Source organism: Streptomyces sp. MCA2 (assembly GCF_023544705.1).
GTDB classification, from domain to species: Bacteria; Actinomycetota; Actinomycetes; order Streptomycetales; family Streptomycetaceae; genus Streptomyces; species Streptomyces decoyicus.
Map to the genome: position 1 here is coordinate 91,718 of NZ_JAMJFM010000002.1, position 20,321 is coordinate 112,038.

The 20,321-nt window shown below is 68.4% G+C and carries 15 protein-coding genes and 4 pseudogenes; 10 read left to right on the plus strand and 9 right to left on the minus strand.

The window, feature by feature from the left end:
* The first annotated feature begins 51 nt into the window (after positions 1–51).
* Positions 52–1,596 (plus strand): FMN-binding glutamate synthase family protein, encoded by a 1,545-nt coding sequence (locus M8I34_RS02305; protein ID WP_250047614.1) that lies wholly within the window; start codon positions 52–54, stop codon positions 1,594–1,596.
* A gap of 122 nt (positions 1,597–1,718) precedes the next feature.
* Positions 1,719–2,510 carry a S9 family peptidase gene (locus M8I34_RS02310; protein WP_250047615.1) on the plus strand — a complete coding sequence of 264 codons (792 nt, stop codon included), beginning with the start codon at positions 1,719–1,721 and terminating at the stop codon, positions 2,508–2,510.
* A gap of 426 nt (positions 2,511–2,936) precedes the next feature.
* Here the strand turns inward: M8I34_RS02310 and M8I34_RS02320 are convergent, their stop codons facing one another.
* The 3 genes from M8I34_RS02320 to M8I34_RS02335 all read right to left on the minus strand — a co-directional run bounded on the left by M8I34_RS02320 (position 2,937) and on the right by M8I34_RS02335 (position 7,530).
* Positions 2,937–4,505 (minus strand): alpha/beta hydrolase, encoded by a 1,569-nt coding sequence (locus M8I34_RS02320; RefSeq protein ID WP_250047616.1) that lies wholly within the window; start codon positions 4,503–4,505, stop codon positions 2,937–2,939.
* Positions 4,506–5,533: 1,028 nt separating this feature from the next.
* The gene (locus M8I34_RS02330; RefSeq protein WP_284049868.1) at positions 5,534–6,307 is read right to left on the minus strand and encodes an alpha/beta hydrolase; all 774 of its coding nucleotides are present in this window, start codon (positions 6,305–6,307) and stop codon (positions 5,534–5,536) included.
* A gap of 32 nt (positions 6,308–6,339) precedes the next feature.
* Positions 6,340–7,530, minus strand: a complete 1,191-nt coding sequence (locus tag M8I34_RS02335; protein WP_250047618.1) for an MFS transporter — start codon at positions 7,528–7,530, stop codon at positions 6,340–6,342.
* A gap of 72 nt (positions 7,531–7,602) precedes the next feature.
* Between M8I34_RS02335 and M8I34_RS02340 the strand changes: the two genes are divergently transcribed.
* From M8I34_RS02340 to M8I34_RS02355, 4 genes and pseudogenes are all read left to right on the plus strand, one after another.
* Positions 7,603–8,361: a DeoR/GlpR family DNA-binding transcription regulator gene (locus tag M8I34_RS02340; protein WP_250047619.1), complete on the plus strand. Its 759-nt coding sequence runs from the start codon at positions 7,603–7,605 to the stop codon at positions 8,359–8,361.
* Positions 8,362–8,365: 4 nt separating this feature from the next.
* Positions 8,366–8,968 (plus strand): HAD family phosphatase, encoded by a 603-nt coding sequence (locus M8I34_RS02345; protein ID WP_250047620.1) that lies wholly within the window; start codon positions 8,366–8,368, stop codon positions 8,966–8,968.
* A gap of 331 nt (positions 8,969–9,299) precedes the next feature.
* Positions 9,300–9,854, plus strand: coding sequence for a LysE family translocator (locus M8I34_RS02350; RefSeq protein WP_250047621.1), 555 nt, complete (start codon positions 9,300–9,302; stop codon positions 9,852–9,854).
* Between the two features lie 54 nt (positions 9,855–9,908).
* A pseudogene (locus tag M8I34_RS02355) lies at positions 9,909–10,092 on the plus strand (IS5/IS1182 family transposase); the annotation flags it as partial.
* Here M8I34_RS02355 and M8I34_RS02360 read toward each other — a convergent pair.
* The gene (locus tag M8I34_RS02360) at positions 10,083–10,898 is read right to left on the minus strand and encodes an SDR family NAD(P)-dependent oxidoreductase (RefSeq protein ID WP_250047622.1); all 816 of its coding nucleotides are present in this window, start codon (positions 10,896–10,898) and stop codon (positions 10,083–10,085) included. The pseudogene M8I34_RS02355 and the gene M8I34_RS02360 sit on opposite strands and share 10 nt — an antisense overlap.
* 790 nt (positions 10,899–11,688) lie before the next feature.
* On the opposite strand from M8I34_RS02360, the pseudogene M8I34_RS41810 reads away from it, so the two are divergent.
* Positions 11,689–12,434: pseudogene (locus M8I34_RS41810) on the plus strand (hypothetical protein).
* Between the two features lie 229 nt (positions 12,435–12,663).
* Here the strand turns inward: M8I34_RS41810 and M8I34_RS02370 are convergent.
* Together M8I34_RS02370 and M8I34_RS02375 are read right to left on the minus strand one after the other, a co-directional pair.
* Positions 12,664–14,102, minus strand: a pseudogene (locus tag M8I34_RS02370) (carboxylesterase/lipase family protein).
* A 29-nt stretch (positions 14,103–14,131) separates the two neighbouring features.
* Positions 14,132–15,037: an MBL fold metallo-hydrolase gene (locus tag M8I34_RS02375; RefSeq protein ID WP_250047623.1), complete on the minus strand. Its 906-nt coding sequence runs from the start codon at positions 15,035–15,037 to the stop codon at positions 14,132–14,134.
* Positions 15,038–15,171: 134 nt separating this feature from the next.
* Between M8I34_RS02375 and M8I34_RS02380 the strand changes: the two genes are divergently transcribed.
* Both M8I34_RS02380 and M8I34_RS02385 read left to right on the plus strand, forming a co-directional pair.
* Complete coding sequence (locus M8I34_RS02380; RefSeq protein WP_250047624.1) at positions 15,172–16,062, plus strand: helix-turn-helix transcriptional regulator; 891 nt, start codon at positions 15,172–15,174, stop codon at positions 16,060–16,062.
* A gap of 614 nt (positions 16,063–16,676) precedes the next feature.
* Entirely contained in the window at positions 16,677–17,396 is a 720-nt protein-coding gene (locus M8I34_RS02385; protein ID WP_250047625.1) for an aspartyl/asparaginyl beta-hydroxylase domain-containing protein, read from the plus strand.
* Here the strand turns inward: M8I34_RS02385 and M8I34_RS02390 are convergent.
* Both M8I34_RS02390 and M8I34_RS02395 read right to left on the minus strand, forming a co-directional pair.
* Positions 17,393–18,378, minus strand: a pseudogene (locus tag M8I34_RS02390) (IS481 family transposase). The gene M8I34_RS02385 and the pseudogene M8I34_RS02390 sit on opposite strands and share 4 nt — an antisense overlap.
* A gap of 87 nt (positions 18,379–18,465) precedes the next feature.
* Positions 18,466–18,831 (minus strand): VOC family protein, encoded by a 366-nt coding sequence (locus M8I34_RS02395; protein WP_250047626.1) that lies wholly within the window; start codon positions 18,829–18,831, stop codon positions 18,466–18,468.
* Between the two features lie 96 nt (positions 18,832–18,927).
* Here M8I34_RS02395 and M8I34_RS02400 point away from each other — a divergent pair, with 96 nt between their 5' ends.
* Positions 18,928–19,893 carry a YafY family protein gene (locus M8I34_RS02400; RefSeq protein WP_250047627.1) on the plus strand — a complete coding sequence of 322 codons (966 nt, stop codon included), beginning with the start codon at positions 18,928–18,930 and terminating at the stop codon, positions 19,891–19,893.
* A gap of 159 nt (positions 19,894–20,052) precedes the next feature.
* On the opposite strand, the gene M8I34_RS02405 is transcribed toward M8I34_RS02400, so the two are convergent.
* Positions 20,053–20,280, minus strand: a complete 228-nt coding sequence (locus M8I34_RS02405; RefSeq protein ID WP_250047628.1) for an MbtH family protein — start codon at positions 20,278–20,280, stop codon at positions 20,053–20,055.
* Between the last annotated feature and the right edge of the window lie 41 nt (positions 20,281–20,321).

Below are 20,321 nucleotides of genomic sequence, written 5' to 3' on the forward strand. Positions count from 1 at the left end.
GACGACTCCGCCCCATGGCAATGGAGTCCAGCACCGAGGAGAGGAACGTTCATGCGCGCCCGGACCATCGCCACGGCCACCGCAACAGCATTGGCAGTGGTGGCCGCTCGTGACCTTGTCCAGAAGAAGCACGCTTTGCTCCGGAACTTCCCCGTGCTCGGGCACGCCCGGTACCTGTTGGAGACGATCGGGCCTGAGCTGCGGCAGTACATAGTGACCTCCAATGACGAGGAGCGCCCGTTCAGTCGTGACCAGCGCACCTGGATCTACGCGTCGGCGAAGGGGGAGAACAACTACTTCGGGTTCGGCACCGACAACGACGTGGAACACACGCAGGGGCACGCCTACCTGAAGCAGCGCACGTTCGCCGGCACGCTGCCCGACATGCACGACCCGCAGGCCCCACTGCCGTCAGCCAAGGTGCTGGGCGGGCCGCGCGGGCGCGCCAAGGCGTTCCGACCGGCGAGCGTGGTGAACATCTCGGCGATGAGCTTCGGATCGCTCTCCGGCGCGGCGATCACGGCGCTCAACAAGGGGGCGGCGCTGGCGGGCACCCTGCACAACACGGGCGAGGGCGGTCTCTCGCCGTACCACCGCAACGGCGGCGACCTCGTCCTGCAAATCGGTACGTCCTACTTCGGCTGCCGCAACGAGGACGGCAGCTTCAACATCGACAAGCTCAAGGATGTGGTCGCCGGCGCCCCGGTCAAGGCGATAGAGATCAAGCTCTCCCAGGGTGCCAAGCCCGGGCTGGGCGGAATGCTGCCGGGCGCGAAGGTGACCCCGGAAATCGCCGAAATCCGCGGCATCCCGCTCGGCGAGGACTGCGCCTCCCCGTCCCGGCACACCGCGTTCGGCGACGTCGACTCGATGCTCGACTTCGTCGAACTGCTCGCCACCGAGACCGGCCTGCCGGTCGGGATCAAGAGCGCGGTGGGCGAGATGGAGTTCTGGCAGGAGCTGGCCGCGCTGATGGCGCGTGGTGACCGTGGTGTCGACTTCGTGACCATCGACGGCGGCGAGGGCGGCACCGGGGCGGCGCCGCTGACCTTCTCCGACTCGGTGTCGCTGCCCTTCCGGATGGGCTTCTCCCGGGTCTATGGCGCCTTCGCCGAGCGGGGGCTGACCGACGACCTGACATTCATCGCCTCCGGCAAGCTCGGCCTGCCCGAGAACGCCGCGGTCGCCTTCGCTCTGGGTGCCGACATGATCAACGTGGCCCGTGAGGCGATGCTGTCGATCGGCTGCATCCAGGCGCAGAAGTGCCACACCGACAAGTGCCCCACCGGAATCGCCACCCAGAGCCCGTGGCTGGCCCGCGGCCTCGACCCGGCCTCGAAGGCCACCCGGGCCGCTGTCTACCTGCGCACCCTCCGCAAGGAGCTGCTGAAGGTCTCGGCGGCCGTCGGCGTCGCCCACCCGGCGCTCATCACGGCCACGGACATCGAGATCATGAACGGCGACTACGAGGCCCGCACCCTGGCCGGCGTCTACGGCTACAAGGACGGCTGGGGCGAGCTCGGCCCGCACCTCGCCGAGGAGATCACCGCACTGCTCACCACCGAGCAGTCCTCCGACCAGAAGCCGACCGCCTGACGCGCCGATCACGGCCGGCACCGCGCTCGCCGCTCCCCTGCCCGGAGTGCGCGCGTGGCGCCGGCTGGTGGCACCCTTGTCTTCCCTGCTCCACGAACAGCCCCTGCCTAGGTGATCAGAACATGAGCGAAAAAGTAAGATTCCCGAGCGTCGTCGGCCCCGAACTGGCCGGAGCGATCGACCTGCCGGACGGCGAGATCCGCGGCTGGGGGATCTTCGTGCACGGATTCACGCTCGGCAAGGGCTCGCCGGCCGCGTCGCGTGTCAGCAAGCAGCTGGCACGCGAGGGGATCGGCATGCTGCGCTTCGACAACCTCGGGATCGGGGACTCCGACGGCGACTGGGGGGACGGTTCCTTCACCGTCAAGGTCCAGGACACGATCCGTGCCGCAGCCATGATGGCGGAGCGAGGGACTCCGGCAGACCTGCTGGTGGGGCACTCATGGGGAGGCGCCGCCGTCCTCGCCGCGGCGGCCGAGGCAACCGGCGTCCGCGCGGTCGCCACGATCGGGGCGCCGGTCGATCCCAGCCACGTCGAGCGACAGTACGACGCGGTCGTGGATCGCGTCCTCAGCGACGGGTCGCACGAGTGGTTCGTCGGCGGGAAGACCCTGGTCCTCAAGCGCGCCTTCGTCGAAGACGTCCGCCGTGCCCACCTGCGGGACCGGATCGGCGAGTTGGACCTGCCGCTACTCGTCCTGCATTCGCCGACCGACAACACCGTCGACATCGACAACGCCGGAGAGATCTTCCGCGAGGCACGACACCCGCGAAGCTTCGTCTCACTCGAAGGAGCAGACCATCTCCTGACCGCCCGCGGACAAGCACAGCGAGCCGCCCACATCATCAGCGCCTGGGCCGACCAGTACATCCACGGGTCACAGCCCGCAGGAGAGGCATCTCAGGTGGTCTAGTGCCCGCTCGGACAGGTACGGGGGCGCAGGGTCGCGGGTGGGGCGGTCTTCCCAGCGGTGGGTGGCCCAGGCGCGTCGGAACAGGCTGCGCACGGTGTGACGGCATCCGCGAGGCCGAAGAAGGCGTTGTGACGCCGGTGCGGTGTTCGTCAGCAGCGTGCGTGCCGGTAGAGGGCGTTCTGGTCCGGAAGTAGCGCCTCGATCCGCGCCCACTGCACCTCAGTCAACGACACACCGGGACCAACGTCCCGCTCCGAAGGAAACTGCCCAGCTGGGGAGCATGGAGATCTACGGCTCGGCTGTTCCAGCCCTATCCGTCCATGCCAAGCGATGCCGCGGTGATCGGCTGCGCTGAGCTGCGCAGGCGTCGGAGGCCCGGCGTGATACCGCACGCCGGGCCCCGAAACACTCGCCGGCCTCCACGGGTCAGCTCAAGCAGTTGGCGACCTTGTCGGGTAGCTTTCCCCCGACCAGATACGTGTCGACGGCACGGTCGGTGCACGTGGACGGATCCTCCGAGGCGTACGCCCCGTGTCCCTGGCCCTTGCGTACGAGCAGCGAGCTGTTGTCCAACTGCCGGTGCACCGCCTGCGCGTTCGTGAGCGGAGTTCGCGGATCGTCGGTGTACGAGACCAGCAGCACCGGTGCGGCCCCGGATCCCTTGATCGGCTCGACCACACCGGTGGGGGCGAGCGGCCACGTCGCGCAGTCGATCATCTGCCAGGCGAGGGAGCGACCGAAGAGCGGCGATCGTTCGGCGAACGCGTCCGCGGTGTGGAGCATCTCCTTCGGGGACTTCGGCGCTGACGGGGAGTCCAGGCACAGCACCGCCGGCATGCTCAAGGACATGTTCTCCTCGGCCTGCTCCTCCTGCGGTGTCGGCCTCTCGCCGCCAGTATCGGATTCGAAATGCTCGAAGGCGCTCATATCCCCGTCCAGGGCGGCCACCAGCGCGTTGGTCAGTTGCTTCCAGCTCTCTTCGTCATTCAGGGCCGTTCTCAGATACCCGGACAAGGCGGCATCGGTGAATTCCTCACCGTCGGCCGCTTGCAGCGGCTTCCGCTCCAGCTCCTTGGCGAACCGGGCGAGCCTCCGCACGACCTCCCCTGCCGTGTCCCCCAGCCGGTCATCGCCGCGCGCGACAAGGTTTCGGGCGTACCGACGCAACGCGTCTTCGGAGACCTTGACGTCGAGTAGGGAGACCTGCTGCATATCGGCGGCGGGATCGACCACACCGTCCAGCACCATCCGCCCCACCTTCCCGGGAAACAGCTTCATGTACTGCTGGCCGAGGAAGGTGCCGTAGGAAACGCCGGTGTAGTTCAACTTGGCGTCGCCGAGGACCGTACGCAGCACGTCCAGGTCGCGCGCCACGCTCACGCTGTCCATATGCGCGAAAACGGCGCCGCTCGCCCGTTGGCAAGCCCGGGCCCGCTGGGTCGCGTCGGCGAACGCCTTCTCGGCCTCCGCTTCGGTACGCGGCGGATTCTCGGGCTCCTCGGGGGCACCGTCGGGGCACCTGATCTGCCCGGAACCGGCTATGCCTCGCGGATCGAAGCCGACCAGATCGTAGCGGGCCCGAGCCTTTTCACCGGCTTGCCAGTTTCCATCGGCCACGAAGCCCGCACCGCCCTCGCCGGGCCCGCCGGGGTTGAAGATCAGCGACCCCAGCCGACGGCTGGGGTCTTTGGCCCGCACCCGCGACACTCGCAGTTTGACGGTCTTCCCGTCCGGGTCTGCGTAGTCGAGAGGCACCTTCACCCAGCCGCACTCCGCACCGGGCACGGCCTTCGGGGTGACGTCCACGCCACAGGACGTCCACCGGACCTTCTGCTGCGCGAAGTGCGCGGGCAACGCCGGGACGGAAGTGTTCCTGCCCTTGGCGTCGTGGGGCTGGGACGCCGCAGCGCCTCCGACACCGCCCACCGTCACCACAAAGGTGGTGACGGCCAGCACACCGGCCGTCAAGGATTTGGACTGGCGGGGAATGGGCATCTCCGTTCTCGCTCTCTCGCTGCCCCCGGGGAAGCATGCTCACAGTCACCGCTATTGCGCTGTTTCCTCCGTCACAGTCGGATATGGGGCCTACGCAGCGTCGATAGACGAACACGTGGAGCCATCGCCTGGGAGGCGACACAGCCGGCGAAGACCCAGACCGCTCCGGGCCGTGACCGACTGTGGTCACGGCCCGGCGTGACGGGGACGAGCAGCGACACGACCAGAGTGACCAGTGCTCGGCGAGCAGTCGCAGGACGCGAGCAGCGGGGATCGAGGGCGTCCGACCTTGTGGCCTGCTCGACGCACCCCTCGTCTGCGGCGATCCAGGGTGTTTCGCTTGGATCGTCGAGCGGACCAGCGGAAGATGCCTGCGATGTGGAGTCCGGCCAGGTACATGGTGGCTGTCTTCTCGCAGCGGGTGGCGATCCCTCGCCACTGCTTGAGCCGGTCAATGCACCCCTCGACGGTGTTGCGCTGCGCGTAGACCTCGCGGTCGAAGGCGGGTGGCCTGCCGCCACGGCTGCCCCGCCGCGGACGGTGTCCCGCTGATCAGCGGGAACCGGAATGACTGCTCGGACTGTGTGCTTGCGCAGGTGCTCGCGGATGGCGCGTGAGGAGTACGCCTTGTCGGCCAGGGCGACCGTTGGGCCTGGTGCGGGGACGCCCTCGGCGGCGGGGTTGGCCTCTGGGCCCCGGCCGACGAGCGACCCCGCCGGGCGAGCCCGCCCCGTCACCCCGGCGACCGACGCGACGGCCCCTTGCCCGCCCTCAAGCAAGCTTGCGACCAGGAGGGTGCTTGCCTCGCTCTTCACCAAGCCGTCGGCCGCTTCTTGGTTCAAAGGCGCGGCAGTCGAGGACAACTGCGGCAACAACCGGTCGAAGGCGTCCACGATCTTGTGGGTCGCCTCGCGGACGATCTGTACGTCAACTGTCATGCGTCATGAGCTCCGCCTTCCTGAAGGCGTCGCGAGTGGTTCGCGAGCGGGACCGCAGGGGGTGGGTGATCTTTCGGCGAGAAGCCTGCCTCAGCCCAGCCGGGGTGGAGGGGGCGTGCACTCGTAGGGCGTGCACTCGTAGGGCGTACCTCGCAGGACGGCTGCGACGAAGCGGCTGCGTGGGACGGAATTGTCGGCGAGCCAGGACCCGAGCCGGTGGTCGGCTCCGGGGTGGACGAGCCGGGTGAAGCGCGAGCGTGACGTGCCGAGGGCGGAGGCGATGGCTTCCGTGACCGCTGGAGGGATCACCGCGTCGTGGGCCGGTGTGGCGAGTACCGCCCGGGTGGACAGGGAGCGGAAGACCTCAAAAGCAGGGGAGGTTCGCCAGTGCTCGGGTATGCGGATGATCTCGGTGAAGCCCGCGCCGAAGGGCACGGTCCAGGCGTCGGCTGCGTAGACCGCCGGTGCGCACAGTCCGATGGATGCCACGCGTGAGCCATAGTGCGCGGCGAGGTCGGCGACGGTCTGCCCGCTCATGCTGAATCCGATCAGCGCCAGGCTGGAACCGGCGGGGACGCAGTGGTCGATCACGGCGCGGGCCTGGCGGAACCGGCGTTGCAGGCTGAGCTCCCCGAGCTGACCGGTGCTGTCGCCGTGCCCGGAGAAGTCGCAGGCGAGAGCGTGGTGTCCGCGGGCGGCGAAGTCGGCCATCAGAGAGGTGTGGCGTGTCTTGTCACTGGTGCCCGCGCCGTGCAGAACTACAGCCGCAAGGGGGGTGCGTGGGCTCGTGGGTGTCCTCAGCGGTTCGATTGCCGCGCAACTGAGGATTTCACCGTCGCAGTCGATGGTGAACGAGCGGGGCATTTCGTGGTGCGGGCTCAGGTGACTGGTGCCGGTCATACCGCCTCGGCCTCCAGGAGTGCAGGGGTGTGGCGTGATGGTCGGACGATGCCGGCCGTGGCGGCGGCGATGACGCAGCACGACACGGGGAGGAAGAAGGTGAGGTTGAGGGGCAGGACGTGGGTCAGCGGTCCGATGACGGCGGGCCCGGCGAGCATGCCGAGATAGCCGAGGCCGGCGACGCGGGAGACGTTGGTACCGGCGGCACCCTGGTCGGTATGGCCGGCCGCGGAGAAGAGTTGGGGTACGCATCCCGAGAGCCCGGCCCCGAACACGGCCCAGCCGATCAGGGCCAAGGGGGTCCAGGGTGAGAGGGCCGCCGCGGTCAGACCGAGTGCGGCGACGGATGCGCCGTGGCGGAGGATGGCCACCGGGCCGAAGCGTGCGGCCACCCGGTCGGCCAGCAGGCGGCCGAGGGTCATGGTGGTGGCGAAGGAGCCGTAGGCGAGCGCGGCGGTGGCGGCGGGCGCGTCCAGGACATTGCGCAGATGGAGTGCGCTCCAGTCGTTGGCCACGCCTTCGCACAGCATGATCATCAGTGCCAGGGTGGCCAGTGCCCAGATGTGACGGGGCGTTGTGCGAGGGGCGTTCACCACAGCGGCAGCGGCGTCCATGGGGCGGTGGGCAGCGGCGGGGCGCAGTAGCGCGGGGGCCGCGAGGGCGGTGACGGCCAGGCCGACGAGCGCCACCGCGCCGAGGGTCGTCACCGGGCTCCAGTTCCAGCTGAGCGTGCGGGCGCCGACCAGCGCGGCAAGGACCCCGCCGATGGAGAAGGCTGCATGGAAGGCGGACATGACGGGCCGCCGGTAACCATGCTCGACCTGGACGGCATGGGCGTTCATGCTCACATCCAGGCAGCCGTTGCCGACGCCGAGCGCGAGAAGTGCCGCCCCCAGCGCCCAGGCGTTCGCGGCCAGGCCGGGCAGGACGACCGCGGCACTGCACAGTGCCGCACTGAGCGGTACGACCATCCGGGACCCGAAACGGTCGGTGAGCGGGCCGGTGGCCTGCATGCCTGCGAAGGCTCCCGCACCGAGCAGCAGCAGGAGCCAGCCGAGCAAGGCGTGGCTGATCCCTGCGCGGTGCTCAATGACCGGGATGTGGACGATCCACATCCCCATGAGGAAGCCGTTCAGGGTGAAGTACGCGAAGGTGGCCAGACGGCCGGCCCGTAGGTATCTATTCACGCTTCGAACATAACGAACATTGTTGAGTTGCGAAAGATTGCGTTTCGAACGCGATGAATGTTCAATTGGGGTATGGCTAGCACAGATCGACTGAGGCAGATCACCGAGGCCGTACGGGAGGCGGGCCGCGTCGGCGTCGCGGAACTGGCAACGCTCACCGGCACATCGGAGATGACTATCCGCCGCGACCTCGAAGTCCTTGCGGACCAGGGCGTGTTGGAGCGTTACCGCGGAGGAGCCAGGAGTCTGCTGCTGCGGGGCGAGGAGCCGCCCTTCGCGCTGCGGGCGCAGGAAGGGACGGACGTCAAGCGGCGTATCGCCGCCGAGGTCGCGGACCTGATCGCCGACGGGGAGTCCGTCGTTCTCGACAGTGGCACGACCTGCCTCGAGGTGGCTCGTGCGCTGGAACACCGCCGCCTGACCGTCGCACCTCTCTCCCTGCACGCGGTGAACGCGCTGGCCGGAGCCCTGAACGTGACCCTGCTGGTGCCCGGTGGCCACCCACGATCGGGGGAACTGGCGCTCACCGGCCCGCTGACCCAGGCCTCGCTGGCCGCGCTGCGCTTCGACACCGCAGTCATCGGCTGCTGCGGACTCACCGCGGCGGACGGCCTGACCGCCTACGACCTGGACGACGCGGCGGTCAAGCGCGCAGCCATCGCCTCCGCCCGCCGCGTCATCGCCGTCACGGAGTCCGCGAAGCTGTCCCGCACCGCACTCGCCTTCGTCGCGCCCGCCTCCGCACTGCACGCCCTGGTGACCGACGACGCCGCTCCGGAGGACGAGACCGGCGCGATCACGGCCGCCGGCGTCACCGTACGGAAGGTGTGACCACGTGACGGACACCGTGCTCTTTGACCTTTTCGGCGTCATCGCACGCCATCAGTCCACCGAGGGCAAGAACCGGCTTACCCGGACGGCAGGGGTGGCGGGGCCTGCCTTCTGGGACGCCTACTGGGAGCTGCGCCCGCCCTACGACCGCGGTGAGGTGAACGGCCCCGGCTACTGGCGTCAGGTGGCCGACGCCATCGGCGCCTGCTTCGACGACCGCCGGATCACCGACCTTGTCGAGGCCGACATCGCGAGCTGGAGTGCGGTCGACGACACGATGGTCGCCCTGGTCGAGGAACTCGCCGCCACAGGCCGGCACATGGGGCTGCTGTCCAACATCCCCGAAGAGCTGGCCTCGCACTACGAAGCGCATCATGCCTGGCTCAAGTGCTTCCCGGTGCGGGCCTTCTCGTGCCGCATGGGCCACGCCAAGCCCGAGCGCGAGGCCTACGAGTGGTGTCAGCACGCCCTGCGGACGGAGCCGGGCCGCATCCTCTTTGTCGACGACCGCGCAGACAACGTACGTGCTGCCGAAGCGCTCGGCATGCAGGGGCACCTCTTCACCACCCCGGGCAGGCTGAGGCAGGCTCTCATTCAATGGTTCTGACCAGGCTCTTCCATCCGACTGAGGGGGGTGTGGGGTGGAAGCTGCCGATAGCTTGATCAATGTGGATGGATCAGCGGTGTGTGCCTTGAGGCATTGTGCATTGAGGCACTGCGCCTTGAAGCCGTGAAGGTCCCGCGCGTTTCCAGGAGTGCCCAAGGCCCAGTGGGATCGGCCGATGAGGGGTGAACCCTGGTCCGTGCATGAGCTGTTGGGGCATGTTCGGGTGGTGATCGCGCGGTGCCGCAGGTGCTGGACGGCCTTGCTCCGGACAAAGTCGAGATCACTTCGGTGGAGTACTACCGGCCCGACGGTCGGTTCAGCCCGCAGATCAATGCCGCCCGCATCGGACTGGACTGGCCTGGCCCGGTCCGACGGTGTGCGCGCCGCATTTGGCTCGGCGTGCGGGCTCTTGGTCCACGCAACGTTTGCCGCGGTCGGCCTGTCTGCCCTGGTCATGTCGTCAGCTCGGGCGCTGACGGTGGTGAAGCTCCTGGGCGGCAGCTATCTCATCTGGTTGGGCGTGACCACGTGGCGTTCAGCGCGTCGAGGCGCCAAACCAACAACACGCGGGCGATGGCGACTGCCGTGGACTCAACTCGGGGGCTTTGGGCAGGGGCTGTGGTCCAACGTCCTCAATCCGAAGGCCGCGTCGGTCTATCTCACCCTGGTTCCGCAGTTCCTGACTTCCAGCCGCCCCATCGCGCCACAGATGGTCACGCTTGCGGTCGCACACATAGCCGTCGTGCTGGTGTGGTCGCTGTTCTGGACAACTGTGGCCGCCGCCGCACGCACGGCAATCGACACACCTCGATTCCGGCGTGGGATGAGTCGCCTGGCGGGAGGCGTTCTCGTCGTCTTGGGGGTTCGAACAGCGACGGCGAGCTGAGCCCGCATGTCCCAGCCGTCCCCCAGCTGTCGGTTACGGTGAAATGATCTTGGCGTGGCTGGTGTGCTCACGGCGTCGGAGCCGTCCTGGACAGCGCCGGTCGCGGGCTGAGCCCGCGACCGCTCGGCAAGCTGATCACCACGCTGCGGCATGACGGCGCGGGACCCGGTCCCGCAAGGGCCGGCCGTGGGGGCGGCGTCTGGAGGACCGGGTTCTGTTGGTCGCCGCCTACTGGCGCGGGGTGCGCGCCTCGATCCGGTGGTCGAAGGCGGCACCGCCGACGCCGACCGTGGTCACTCCGCCGTCGACGTTGAGGACGGCACCGTTGACGTAGGACGCGGCGGGCGACAGCAGCCAGTCGATGGCTTCGGCGACCTCCTCCGGATCGCCCGGCCGCCGGGCGGGAGTCAGCCGGTTCGCCTCCTCGTACGCCGCCTCGGCCCCGCCCGCCAGCCCTGCCTCCGCCGCGAACCGCGCCATCCGCTGGTCGGCCATCTCCGTACGCACCCAGCCCGGGCACACCGCGTTGGCCCGCAGCCCCTGTGGCCCGTAGTCGACGGCGAGGGAGCGGCAGAGGTGGAGCAAACCCGCCTTGGACGTCGCGTAGGCGGCGTTGCCGGCGCTGTTGCGGAGCGCGGCGACCGAGGCGACCGCGACCACTGCGCCGCGGGCCGCCAGCAGATGCGGCAGCGCTGCACGCAGCAGCAGGAACGGGCCGGTGAGGTTGGTCCGTATCAGCTCTTCCCAGTCCTCGACCTCGGTGTCGCCGACCGCGCCGCCCCGCCCGATTCCGGCGTTGAGCACCACACCGTCGAGTCTCCCGTAGGCCGTCACCGTCGTCTCCACGAGCTCGCGCACGGCTTCGGGGTCGGCGACGTCGGAAGGGTGGGCCAGCGCTCCGGTCTCCTCGGCCACCCGGCGCAGTGGCTCGGGCCGCCGCCCGGAAATCACGACCTGGTGCCCGGCGGTGCGCAGCAGCCGGGCGGTGGCGGCCCCGATTCCCGTTCCGCCGCCCGTCACCAGGACAACACGCTGTTCCGACATGGTCGTTCGCCTCCGAAGGTGGTCCGCTTCCGGTTCCCCGCGCTGTGAGCATACGAAGCGCCGTGGCCGTGACGCCATCGAGCACCAGCGGGTCGAGACCGGCCAGCTCCTGGACGAACTCATCGCATGGCAGGCGAAGTCCACGGCACGGCCACCGCCCACGACGACGCTGTCCGAGCAGGCCGTCGGATCACCAGCAGAAAGTGAATAATCCTGTCCAAGTCCCCGATCATCATGGGCCGGCCCATTGACGGTCGGGTAGCTACTCCAACGCCGGACGCAGCGGTGCGCCGCAGGCGTCTGGAAACCTGGAACTGGCGCGCTGTGACTGAGTACTTCAGCGCGCCGCTCTGCGTCGCGGCGAAGGCTCGGTCCGGCTCGGTCCGGCTCGGTCCGGCCCGGTCCGGCTTGCTCGGTCTGTGCAGTGCGGTGGTGGCCGGATGCCGGGGTGACGTCGTGACCATGGTTACTGGGGATGATCGTCAGGCGGCGCGAGCGTGCTGGTGAGCGGGAGGGGCCGGGCGCCTGTCCCTGCGCTGGTCTTCGGCTTCTGGTGGGCAGGGTGCCGAGCGGTGCCCCTCGGAGATCACGGGCCATATTTCGCGCGCCCTGCGCGACACCCACACCCTACGATCACCCGGTATGGCTACGGGAGGGGGCGGGAATGCTTGCGGGCATCGAGGGTGGGACAGCGGCAGCGGGGCGACTCGTGGGAGGTGCGCCGCTTCGGGGAACGCTTGATGTCGCCGACCCCAATGACTGGCTCGCGCTGGATGCCGGAGTGCGTGAGGTGGCCTGGTACCGCCCGCAGTTGCTGCCGGAGTGGGAGCACTTTGCCCCGCTGCCCGCCGATCCGACTCAGCTCGGCGAGTCTCGGCTCGCACTCGCTCTCTGCCACCGCGACGGGCGGATCCGTCAGGAGGCGGTCGGTCAGGCGGCCCGATACCCCGGTCTGCTGCCGTTGGTCGTGATCCGCTGCGCCGACTGGGTCGGCCCAGTACGCGAACGTGCCCGGCAACTCCTCCGCGAGGCCCTCGATGTGGACTCTGCCCGCGGCCTCGCGCCGCTCATCCTCCGCGTCGGCCGCCGCGACAGAGGTGCCTTCGGCGGGCGGTGGCCGGACTGCGGACACTGGACTGCGCGGATGCGAAGCAGTTGCGGCCGCTCCTCGACGACCCTGGCGCCAGTGTGGTCCGCGAGACCGCCGTCGCCCTGCTGCCCTCGGCAAAGGAGCTGCCCGCCGACTGGCTACTGGAACGCACCGGCTCCGAGCGGCCGCGGCACGTCCGCGTCGGCGCATTCCGGCTGCTCGACGCACGTGGCGGCATCGTGGCGCTACGGGCGGCGGTCGGTCTGTTGGAGGACCCGGATGTGAAGCTGCGCACCTGGGCGGGGCAGTCCGTGCAGCGCTGGCATCCGTCGGCGGACGTGCGGTGCTGCGCCGCGGAGGTGGGGGAACTGCTCGACCGAAGCCGACACCTCTTCAGCCACCACGTGCTGCGCCGGCGCAAGTGGGAGGCCGGGGTGGGCAGCTGAGTACGCTGGGAAACGGATCAGCGCTGCCGGTGATCGAGCTGGGTCTGAACCGGGCTTTTGCCCGCCAGGCGCCTTGCGCGCGGGCCCGTTGGGAACGAGGGCGCTGACGCGGCCCCCTCCTGAGCAGCATGGCCTGTCCTGAGCGGCATGGCCTGGGGTTGATCATGGGGCCGTCTTCGTGACGCGCACCGGAGTGTTCAGGCCGGCGCGGTGCCGCAGGCAGGGTGCGTCAGCCCCCGAAGACCTTCACCACCGGTTGTTGTGGGTCATAGGCGGCCCAGCCCGGGTCGCCGTCGCGGGCGAACGCGATCCAGGCTCCGTGCATCGCCTCGGCTAGACCCACCTGCGCCGCGTCCGGGCCCAGCAGGCCACTGTCACCGTGCAGCCACGGCTCGTCGGCAAGGTCGAACACGTAAGGCAGCTCGACCGTGTGCGCGGCGCCGAGCCGGCCGTCGAGGGCCGTCGAGCGCTGGGCGAACGAGTAGACGTGCGTCCGGCCGCCTGAAATCCGGGAGTGCGCCCTGGCCATCCGGGTGCTGCCGGCGCCGAACAGTGCTTCGCCGAGCAGTGCCGAGCGCAGTTCGCCGGGCGGAGCGCCTGGGCGTGCCGCTCTACAGGCCGCGACCGCGGCGGCGGGTTCCGCGTACCCGGCTGAGGCGAGGGCGAGGACGTCGGATTCGGTGGAGGATTCCAGCTTCCCCTGAGGCACGAGGTACAGGTTCCCCTCCTCGGTGTTGTTGCCGATGAGCACGGCGACCTCGGCGGCGGTCCTTCGGTCAGCGCGTCGGCGGGCTGGACGGGCAGGACCAGGCCGAACGGGCTCAACCCGAGCAACGGGTCCCTGGCGGTGGCGGTGCGCAGGTCGAGTCCGGCCAGCTGCGGCAGGATGCCGAGGAAGCGCTCGTCCGGGACCGCGGCGAACTGCTCGGCGGTCGCCTGGACGCCGAGCGCTTTCGCGGCCGTCTCGGTGACCCGCTGGGCCTGTTCGGGGGTGAAGGCGCCGGTGCCGGTGCCGCTTTGGATGATCGCGCGGCGGAACAGGCCGTCGGCCTCCGGTGTCGCGAGCAGCGCGCCGGTGATCGTCGCGCCCGCCGACTGACCGAAGACGGTGACGTTGCCGGGGTCGCCGCCGAAGGAGGAGATGGTGTCACGCACCCAGCGCAGCGCGGACAGCACGTCGAGCAGTCCGCGGTTCGGCGGGGCTCCGGGGAGGTCGAGGAAGCCGGGAATGCCGACCCGGTAGTTCACCGTCACCAGGACGACACCGTCGCGGGCGAAGGCCTTGCCGTCGTACAGCGCGGCGCGGTTGGAGCCGGTGACGAACCCGCCACCGTGCACGAAGACCATGACCGGGCGCCGCTCGCCGTCTGCGGCCGGGGTGCGGATGTCGACGGTCAGGTACTCGTCGCCCGGCACCCAGCCCGGTCCGAAGTAGGGGGTCATGTCGAGACGGCCGAAGGCGCGGACCGGCTGTGGTGCCGTCGGCGAGGGCTGCGTGGCGTTCCTGACTCCGGACCAGCCGGGGTGCGGTGCAGGTGGGGCGAAGCGTCGGGCGCCGTGCGGGGCCCTCGCGTACGGGATGGCCCGGTACAGGTCGCCGAACCGGTCGCGCAGACCACGCACGGCGCCCGAAGTCGTTTCGACGACTGGGGATGAGTGCTGGGACACGGGAAACTCTTCCTTTCGGTCTCGGTGCTTCACGTGAGGCGGGAGAACCCTGCCCATTGCCTGATCGCGAACTTCGAGCCGTCCCTCTCCACCTCGGCTGCGCCGTGGCCGCCGAGGTGAGCGGGGAGGACAAGGGCGTTGGTCTCGGCCGCGCGGCCGAGCAGCTGGTGCCTCGTGGCCCGTGCCTGGACCGCGTCCTCGCAGAAGCAGGAGTTGGTGTCCGGCTCCATGATCTGCAAAGCGGTGTGCACCAGGTCCCCGACGAAGAGCGCACGGTCGCGACCCGATTCCAGCGTCAGCACGGACGACCCCGGGGTGTGGCCGGGCGCGAGTTCCAGCCGCAGGTTCTTGTCGATCCGGTAGGAGCCGTCCCACAGTTCGGTCAGCCCGAGCCGGTGCACCGGGGCGACGCTGTCCTCGAACACGTTCTGGTTGCCGCGGCCGAGGAGCGGTTCGTGGCCGTTGGCCGGGTTCCAGAAGTCGAACTCCCGTCGCGGTATGAGGTAGGTGGCATTCGGGAAGGTCGGTACCCACGTGCGGCCGTCGAGGCAGGTGTTCCAGCCGACGTGGTCGATGTGCAGGTGGGTGTTGACCACGATGTCGACGTCCTCGGGCCGGACGCCGGCCGCCGCGAGGTGGTCGAGGTAGCCGGTATCGAGACGGTTCCAGACCGGCGCGTACGGCCGGTCCTTGTGGTTGCCCACACCCGTGTCGACGAGGATCGTGCGCCCTTCGCTGTGCAGCAGCCAGGACTGGATCGCCGAGTGGCACTCGTTCGTGGCGGGGTCCCAGAAGTCCGGCGCCAGGACGGGGCGGTGCCGCTCCCATGCTCCCTCGGGGCTGTCCGGGAAGAACTCTGCCGGAGCCATCCCGACCGAGCCGTAGTACTCCTTGACGCGAGTGACGGTGACGTCACCCAGGATGATCTGTTCCATGGTCTTCCTCGTGGTTCGGGCGCATGGCCGGATGCTCCCGAGCTTGGGCGCTGCCGTCCGGGCCGGCCAGCCCCGCTGTGACCTACCCCTCTCAGGGGGTGGCTGCGTGCCTTGCCGCCTTGCACACTGCACGTATGGACGGACCTGGCCCACTGGGCGACTTTCTACAGGCGCGCCGGGCTCGGCTCCGGCCGGAGGACGTGGGACTGCCCGCCTTCGGGCCTCGGAGGGTGGCGGGGCTGCGCCGGGAAGAGCTGGCGCAACTGGCGGGCGTCAGCGCCTCCTACTACACCCGGCTCGAACAGGGACTGTCCCGTGGTGCCTCGGCCGAGGTGCTGGACGCCATCGGGCGGGCGCTGCGACTCGGCGACCACGAACGCGCTCATCTCGCCCGGCTCGCCGACGCCGCACGCCGCACGCCCCAGGTCCGCCGTCCGCGGCCGGAGAAGGTCGCAGACGAGACATGGGACCTGATGCGCGCACTGGACGGTGTCCCGGCTCTGGTTCTGGGCCGCCGCACCGATGTGCTCGCCTGGAACAGCCTGGGTCATGGGCTGCTCGCCGGACACCTGGATCCGCTCGCTCCGCAAAGCCCGGGGCGCCGCCCGAACATGACCCGGATGCTGTTCCTCGACCCGCACTGCCGTGAGCTGTACCAGGACTGGAACCGCAAGGCGCGCGCGGTGGTGGGCAACCTGCGCACGGTAGTCGGCCGGCACCCGGAGGATCCGCTGCTGGCAGAGTTGATCGGCGAGTTGACGATGAAGAGCCCGGAGTTCGTCGCGCTGTGGCGGGACCACCGCGTGTCGCCCTGCGACGCGGCGTCCTACGACCTGCACCATCCGACGACGGGGCCGCTGACGGTGACGCAACAGACGCTCGCTCTCGTCCGCTCACCGGAGCAGGCCCTCGTGGTGTGCACGGCGCCCGCCGGATCCTCGTCGGAGGCCGCTCTCGCATTGCTCCGGCAGACGGGCGCGCGGCGGCCGGAGACCAACGGCGCGGTACAGCGGGAAATTTGGTAACCGGGTGAGGGCGTGGAGGGTGACCGGGCCGAGAATGTGCCCGTTGGCGGGGACGAAGAACGGAGGCACACGCACCGTCCCCAGTCGTCTGTCCTACGCGTTCCGGAAGCTCAGCGGAGAGCAGTGGTTCACCACCCGTGAACGCACCGCGCTTGGACGCGGGGGCGGCACCGCCGACAGCGCATTCTGGCCAGGATCGTCCGGATCATGACCTTGACGCGAACTTCGGATCATCCGAAGCTGGCAGCCCACCCGCCACCTGATGTAGCGACCAATAAAACTTGAGGGAAGGCATGCGGTATCCGCCGTTCAACCCTTTTTCACCGGGCGGAACACCGGGCCCCTGAAAGCGGGAGGTTCCCGGAAGGCGTCAGAGCTGCACCACTCACCGCTTGTGAAGTTCCCATAAATGAGGGTGCAACATCTCGGCCAAGGGGTCAGAAAGACCCTTTCGCGAGTCTCGGGATCGCCGAAGGTCCGACGTCATGTGCGCGGCACCGGACCGGTGCACAGCCGAGTTGTCCGGTCCGGTCGTCTCCGCCGGCGGCCGGGTCGAGCTCGGGATGCCGCGCATCTGGGACCAGCAACCGAACCGACGACGCAGGGGTGTAGTTGTGCCAAGAGTTCTTCCCGCGCTGGTGAAGTGGATCGAAAAGCAGATGGTCCACCACTCCCGCTTCGATGACAGCCCGTTCATCTCGGAATCGGAGTTCCCGTGGAGTCGAGGGCTCGAAGACAACTGGCGTGACATCAGAGCCGAACTCGACACCCTGCTGGAGCACCGCGACGCGCTGCCCAATTTCCAGGACATCTCGACCGGCCAACGCCACATCACCAACGACAACCAGTGGAAGACCTATTTCCTCTACGGTTACGGGTTGCGGTTCGACGCCAACTGCGACCGCTGCCCGCGGACAGCTGAACTGCTGGCCCACATCCCCGGTCTGAAAACGGCCTTCTTCTCGATCCTCGGCCCCCATAAACACGTGCCACCGCACCGCGGCCCCTACAAGGGCGTGGTCCGTTATCACCTCGGACTGAAGGTCCCGTCTCCCGAGGACTCCTGCGGAATTCGCGTCGGCGGACAAGAGGCGCACTGGCGTGAGGGGGCCGGGATGTTCTTCGACGACACCTACGTACACGAGGCGTGGAACGGGACCGATGAGGACCGTGCCGTGCTGTTCATGGATGTCGTACGGCCGATGGCCTTTCCGTACTCCCTGGTCAACGACATGGTGATCAAAGGGATCGCTCGGAGCCGGTTCGTTCAGGAAGCCAAGGGAAATCAGGACGCCTGGGAGCGGCGCTTCGCGCAGTTACTCCAGCGCGACTAGCTGTACCGATCGGGGACGTTAGTCAATCGTGAGAAGGGCGGCTGGTTGCCGCAAGCCGTGTGGGGCCGGTGCTGGTTGTAGTGGTTTAGCCACGTCTTGAGTGCGTCCCGTCGCTCTTGTTCTGACTGGTAGCAGCGGGCGTAAGCCCAGCCGTCGGCCATTGTTCGATGGAAGCGCTCCACCTTGCCATTCGTCTGCGGTCGGTAAGGGCGTGTGCGCTTCGGCGTGATGGCCAGGGCCTCGCAGGTGTCGCGCCAGAGGAAGGACCGGTACGCGCCTCCGTTGTCCGACAGAATTCGCTCGGTGGTAACGCCGTGTTCGGCGAACCACGCCACTGCTCGATGCAGCGCCCCGACGGCGGTGATGGCGGTCTCGTCGTCGTGTACCTCGGTGTATGCGACGCGTGAGTGGTCGTCGATGATCGTGTGCATGAAGGCGTAGCCGGTTTCGGGTTGCCCCACTTGCTCTTCAGCTTGTCGGGAGTGGCCGAGCGGTTCCTCTCGCCTTGCCGTCGCCCGACATAGCGCCACCCACCGCCGTCAGGGATGTTCCCGAATTTCTTAACGTCCACGTGCACCAGCGAGCCGGGGTACGGGTGCTCGTAAGCGCGGATGGGTTCTCCAGTGGCACGGTCGAGATAGGACAGCCTGTTCAGCCGCGCCGCGGTGAGAATACGGTGGACTGTCGACGCGGCGATGCCGAGTCGTGTCGCGAGTTGAACTGGGCCCTCCCTCAATCGCCTCCGCAAGCTGACGCATCGCATCGATACTGCCTTGGGCGTCTTCTTCGGCGAGGTCTTCGGTCGGGACGAGCGGTCTTGCATTGACTCGCCAGCAAGGTGGCGGTCGACCCAGCGCTTCACGGTGGGCCAGGAGACCTGGAAACGGGCCGCAACTTCGCTGATTGGCCAGCCGTCGTCAACGACGAGTCGCGCGACTTTCAGACGGTGGCGCGGGGTGAGGGCAGCGTTCGGATGTGACATGTCTGAGCTCCTGGACAAGCTGAAGGGCCGGCCATCGTGTGTGGCCGGCCCTTCGAGAACGAACATAGTGGGTAAGGGTCGTGCAGCTCAGTCCACCGGGGAGACCCGGATGAGGTTGCCGTCGGGGTCCGTGATCACGAACGTGCGGCCGAAGACAGCGTCGTACGGCTCCTCCACGACATGGACTCCCTTCGAGACCCAACTCGTGAAGATCTCGTCAACTGCGGACGCTGCTCCCGGCACCATCAGCCCGACTTCGCTCGTGCGAGGGGTGCTCGGGACCGCGTGTTCGCTGCCCCCCGTCCACAACGCGAACAGGACGCCGGGGGCTACCTCGAAAGCCACGTAGTGGGGACTGGTGAAGGTCGGTTCGATCTCGAACAGGTCGCTGTAGAAGGCCGTAGCGGACTCGGCGTCGCGGACGTAGATCAGGAACAGGTTGGGTGCGGGCATAGAGCGCTCCTCAGATCGTTGAATTCTCGGTACCGCTCCAGTTGATCGCTTAACCGCGACAGAACCTGTCACCTTTTTCTGCGAACATTGGTCAGCATGAAGGCTTCGAGGCTGTTGCACCTCTTGCTGCTCCTACAGACCCGTCAGCGCATCACCACCACCGAGCTCGCCAAGCGCCTGGAGGTGTCCCGGCGGACTGTGCTGCGGGATGTCGAGGCACTCTCGACAGCAGGTGTGCCTGTTTATGCCGAACGCGGGCGGAATGGTGGGATCGTTCTGCTCCCCGGTGCACGGCTCAACGCATGCCATCTGGAACCACCAGAGCTGGAGGCCCTCTCCGTGGCTGGTTTGGACAGCGCGCAACTTGAGCGCATGGGCCTGTCTGCGGTGCAGGAGTCGGCCGCGCGCAAGATCGCCGCCCGCCAGGCCGCAGCACCTGAGTCGCCGAGCCTGCTGCGACTGGCGGACCTGGTACTGGTGGACAGCAACGCGTGGCTTGCTGACTCAAAGCCAGCGGTAGACGTATCGGATCTAGCCTCGGCCCTGCGACACCGACGCCGGCTGCGAATCCAGTACCGGCGCAGCGCCGAGAAACAGGCCTCGGCGCGGGTGGTCGACCCGTACGGGATCGTGGCGAAATCAGGCCGCTGGTATCTCATCGCCGACGACCATGGGACCGGTCGGCTGTTCGCTCTGGAACGACTCTCGGCCTACGAACAACTCGACGCGCCAGCTGTTCTCCGGCCAGATGAGACCCTCCGCACAAGGTGGGCTGCGTTGAAGGAACGCACCGAGAGGCCAGGCCGCGTGAGCGTGACCGTCCGTCTGCGAGAAAATGGCCTCGACCTGGCACGGCGCATCCTCGGCACCCGCATCCACGATGTCTCCGACACGGAAAACGGCTGGTGCACCATTGTCGTCCGCTACCCCGACATCGAGTCAGTGCGTCAGCTCCTCCAGTTCGGCAACCACATCGAGATACTCACCCCAGAGACAGCCCGCAAACGCATCAGCCAGCTTGCCAAGGACCTGACTGAAAGACACTCGGCCCCAGCCTCGTGACTGCTAAGCGGCACGCCCTGCTCTCGATCAATGTCCCCGGTCGGTACAACTAGCGGCCCTGCCCGCTCAAGAGAGGTGTTGTCCGGTGTTCCGCAATGGCTTGCGGGACACCGACAACGCCGGACTCACCAGGATTCTGGTGTGCCGGTCACCGACGGGTCAGGAACCCGTCCCGCCGGCCCCGTCCATGGCCTCGGCGAGGCTCTTCGGGCGCATGTCGGTCCAGTGCTCCTCGACGTAGGCGAGGCAGGCCTCCCGGGAGTCCTCCCCGTGGGCGACCTCCCATCCGGCCGGGACCTCCACGAAGGACGGCCACAGGGAGTGCTGACCCTCGTCGTTGACCAGCACCAGGTACGTGCTCTCGGGGTTCTCGAAGGGGTTGGTCATGGTGTGCTTCCTTCTTCCTTCTTCTGGTTTCTCCGGCTTCC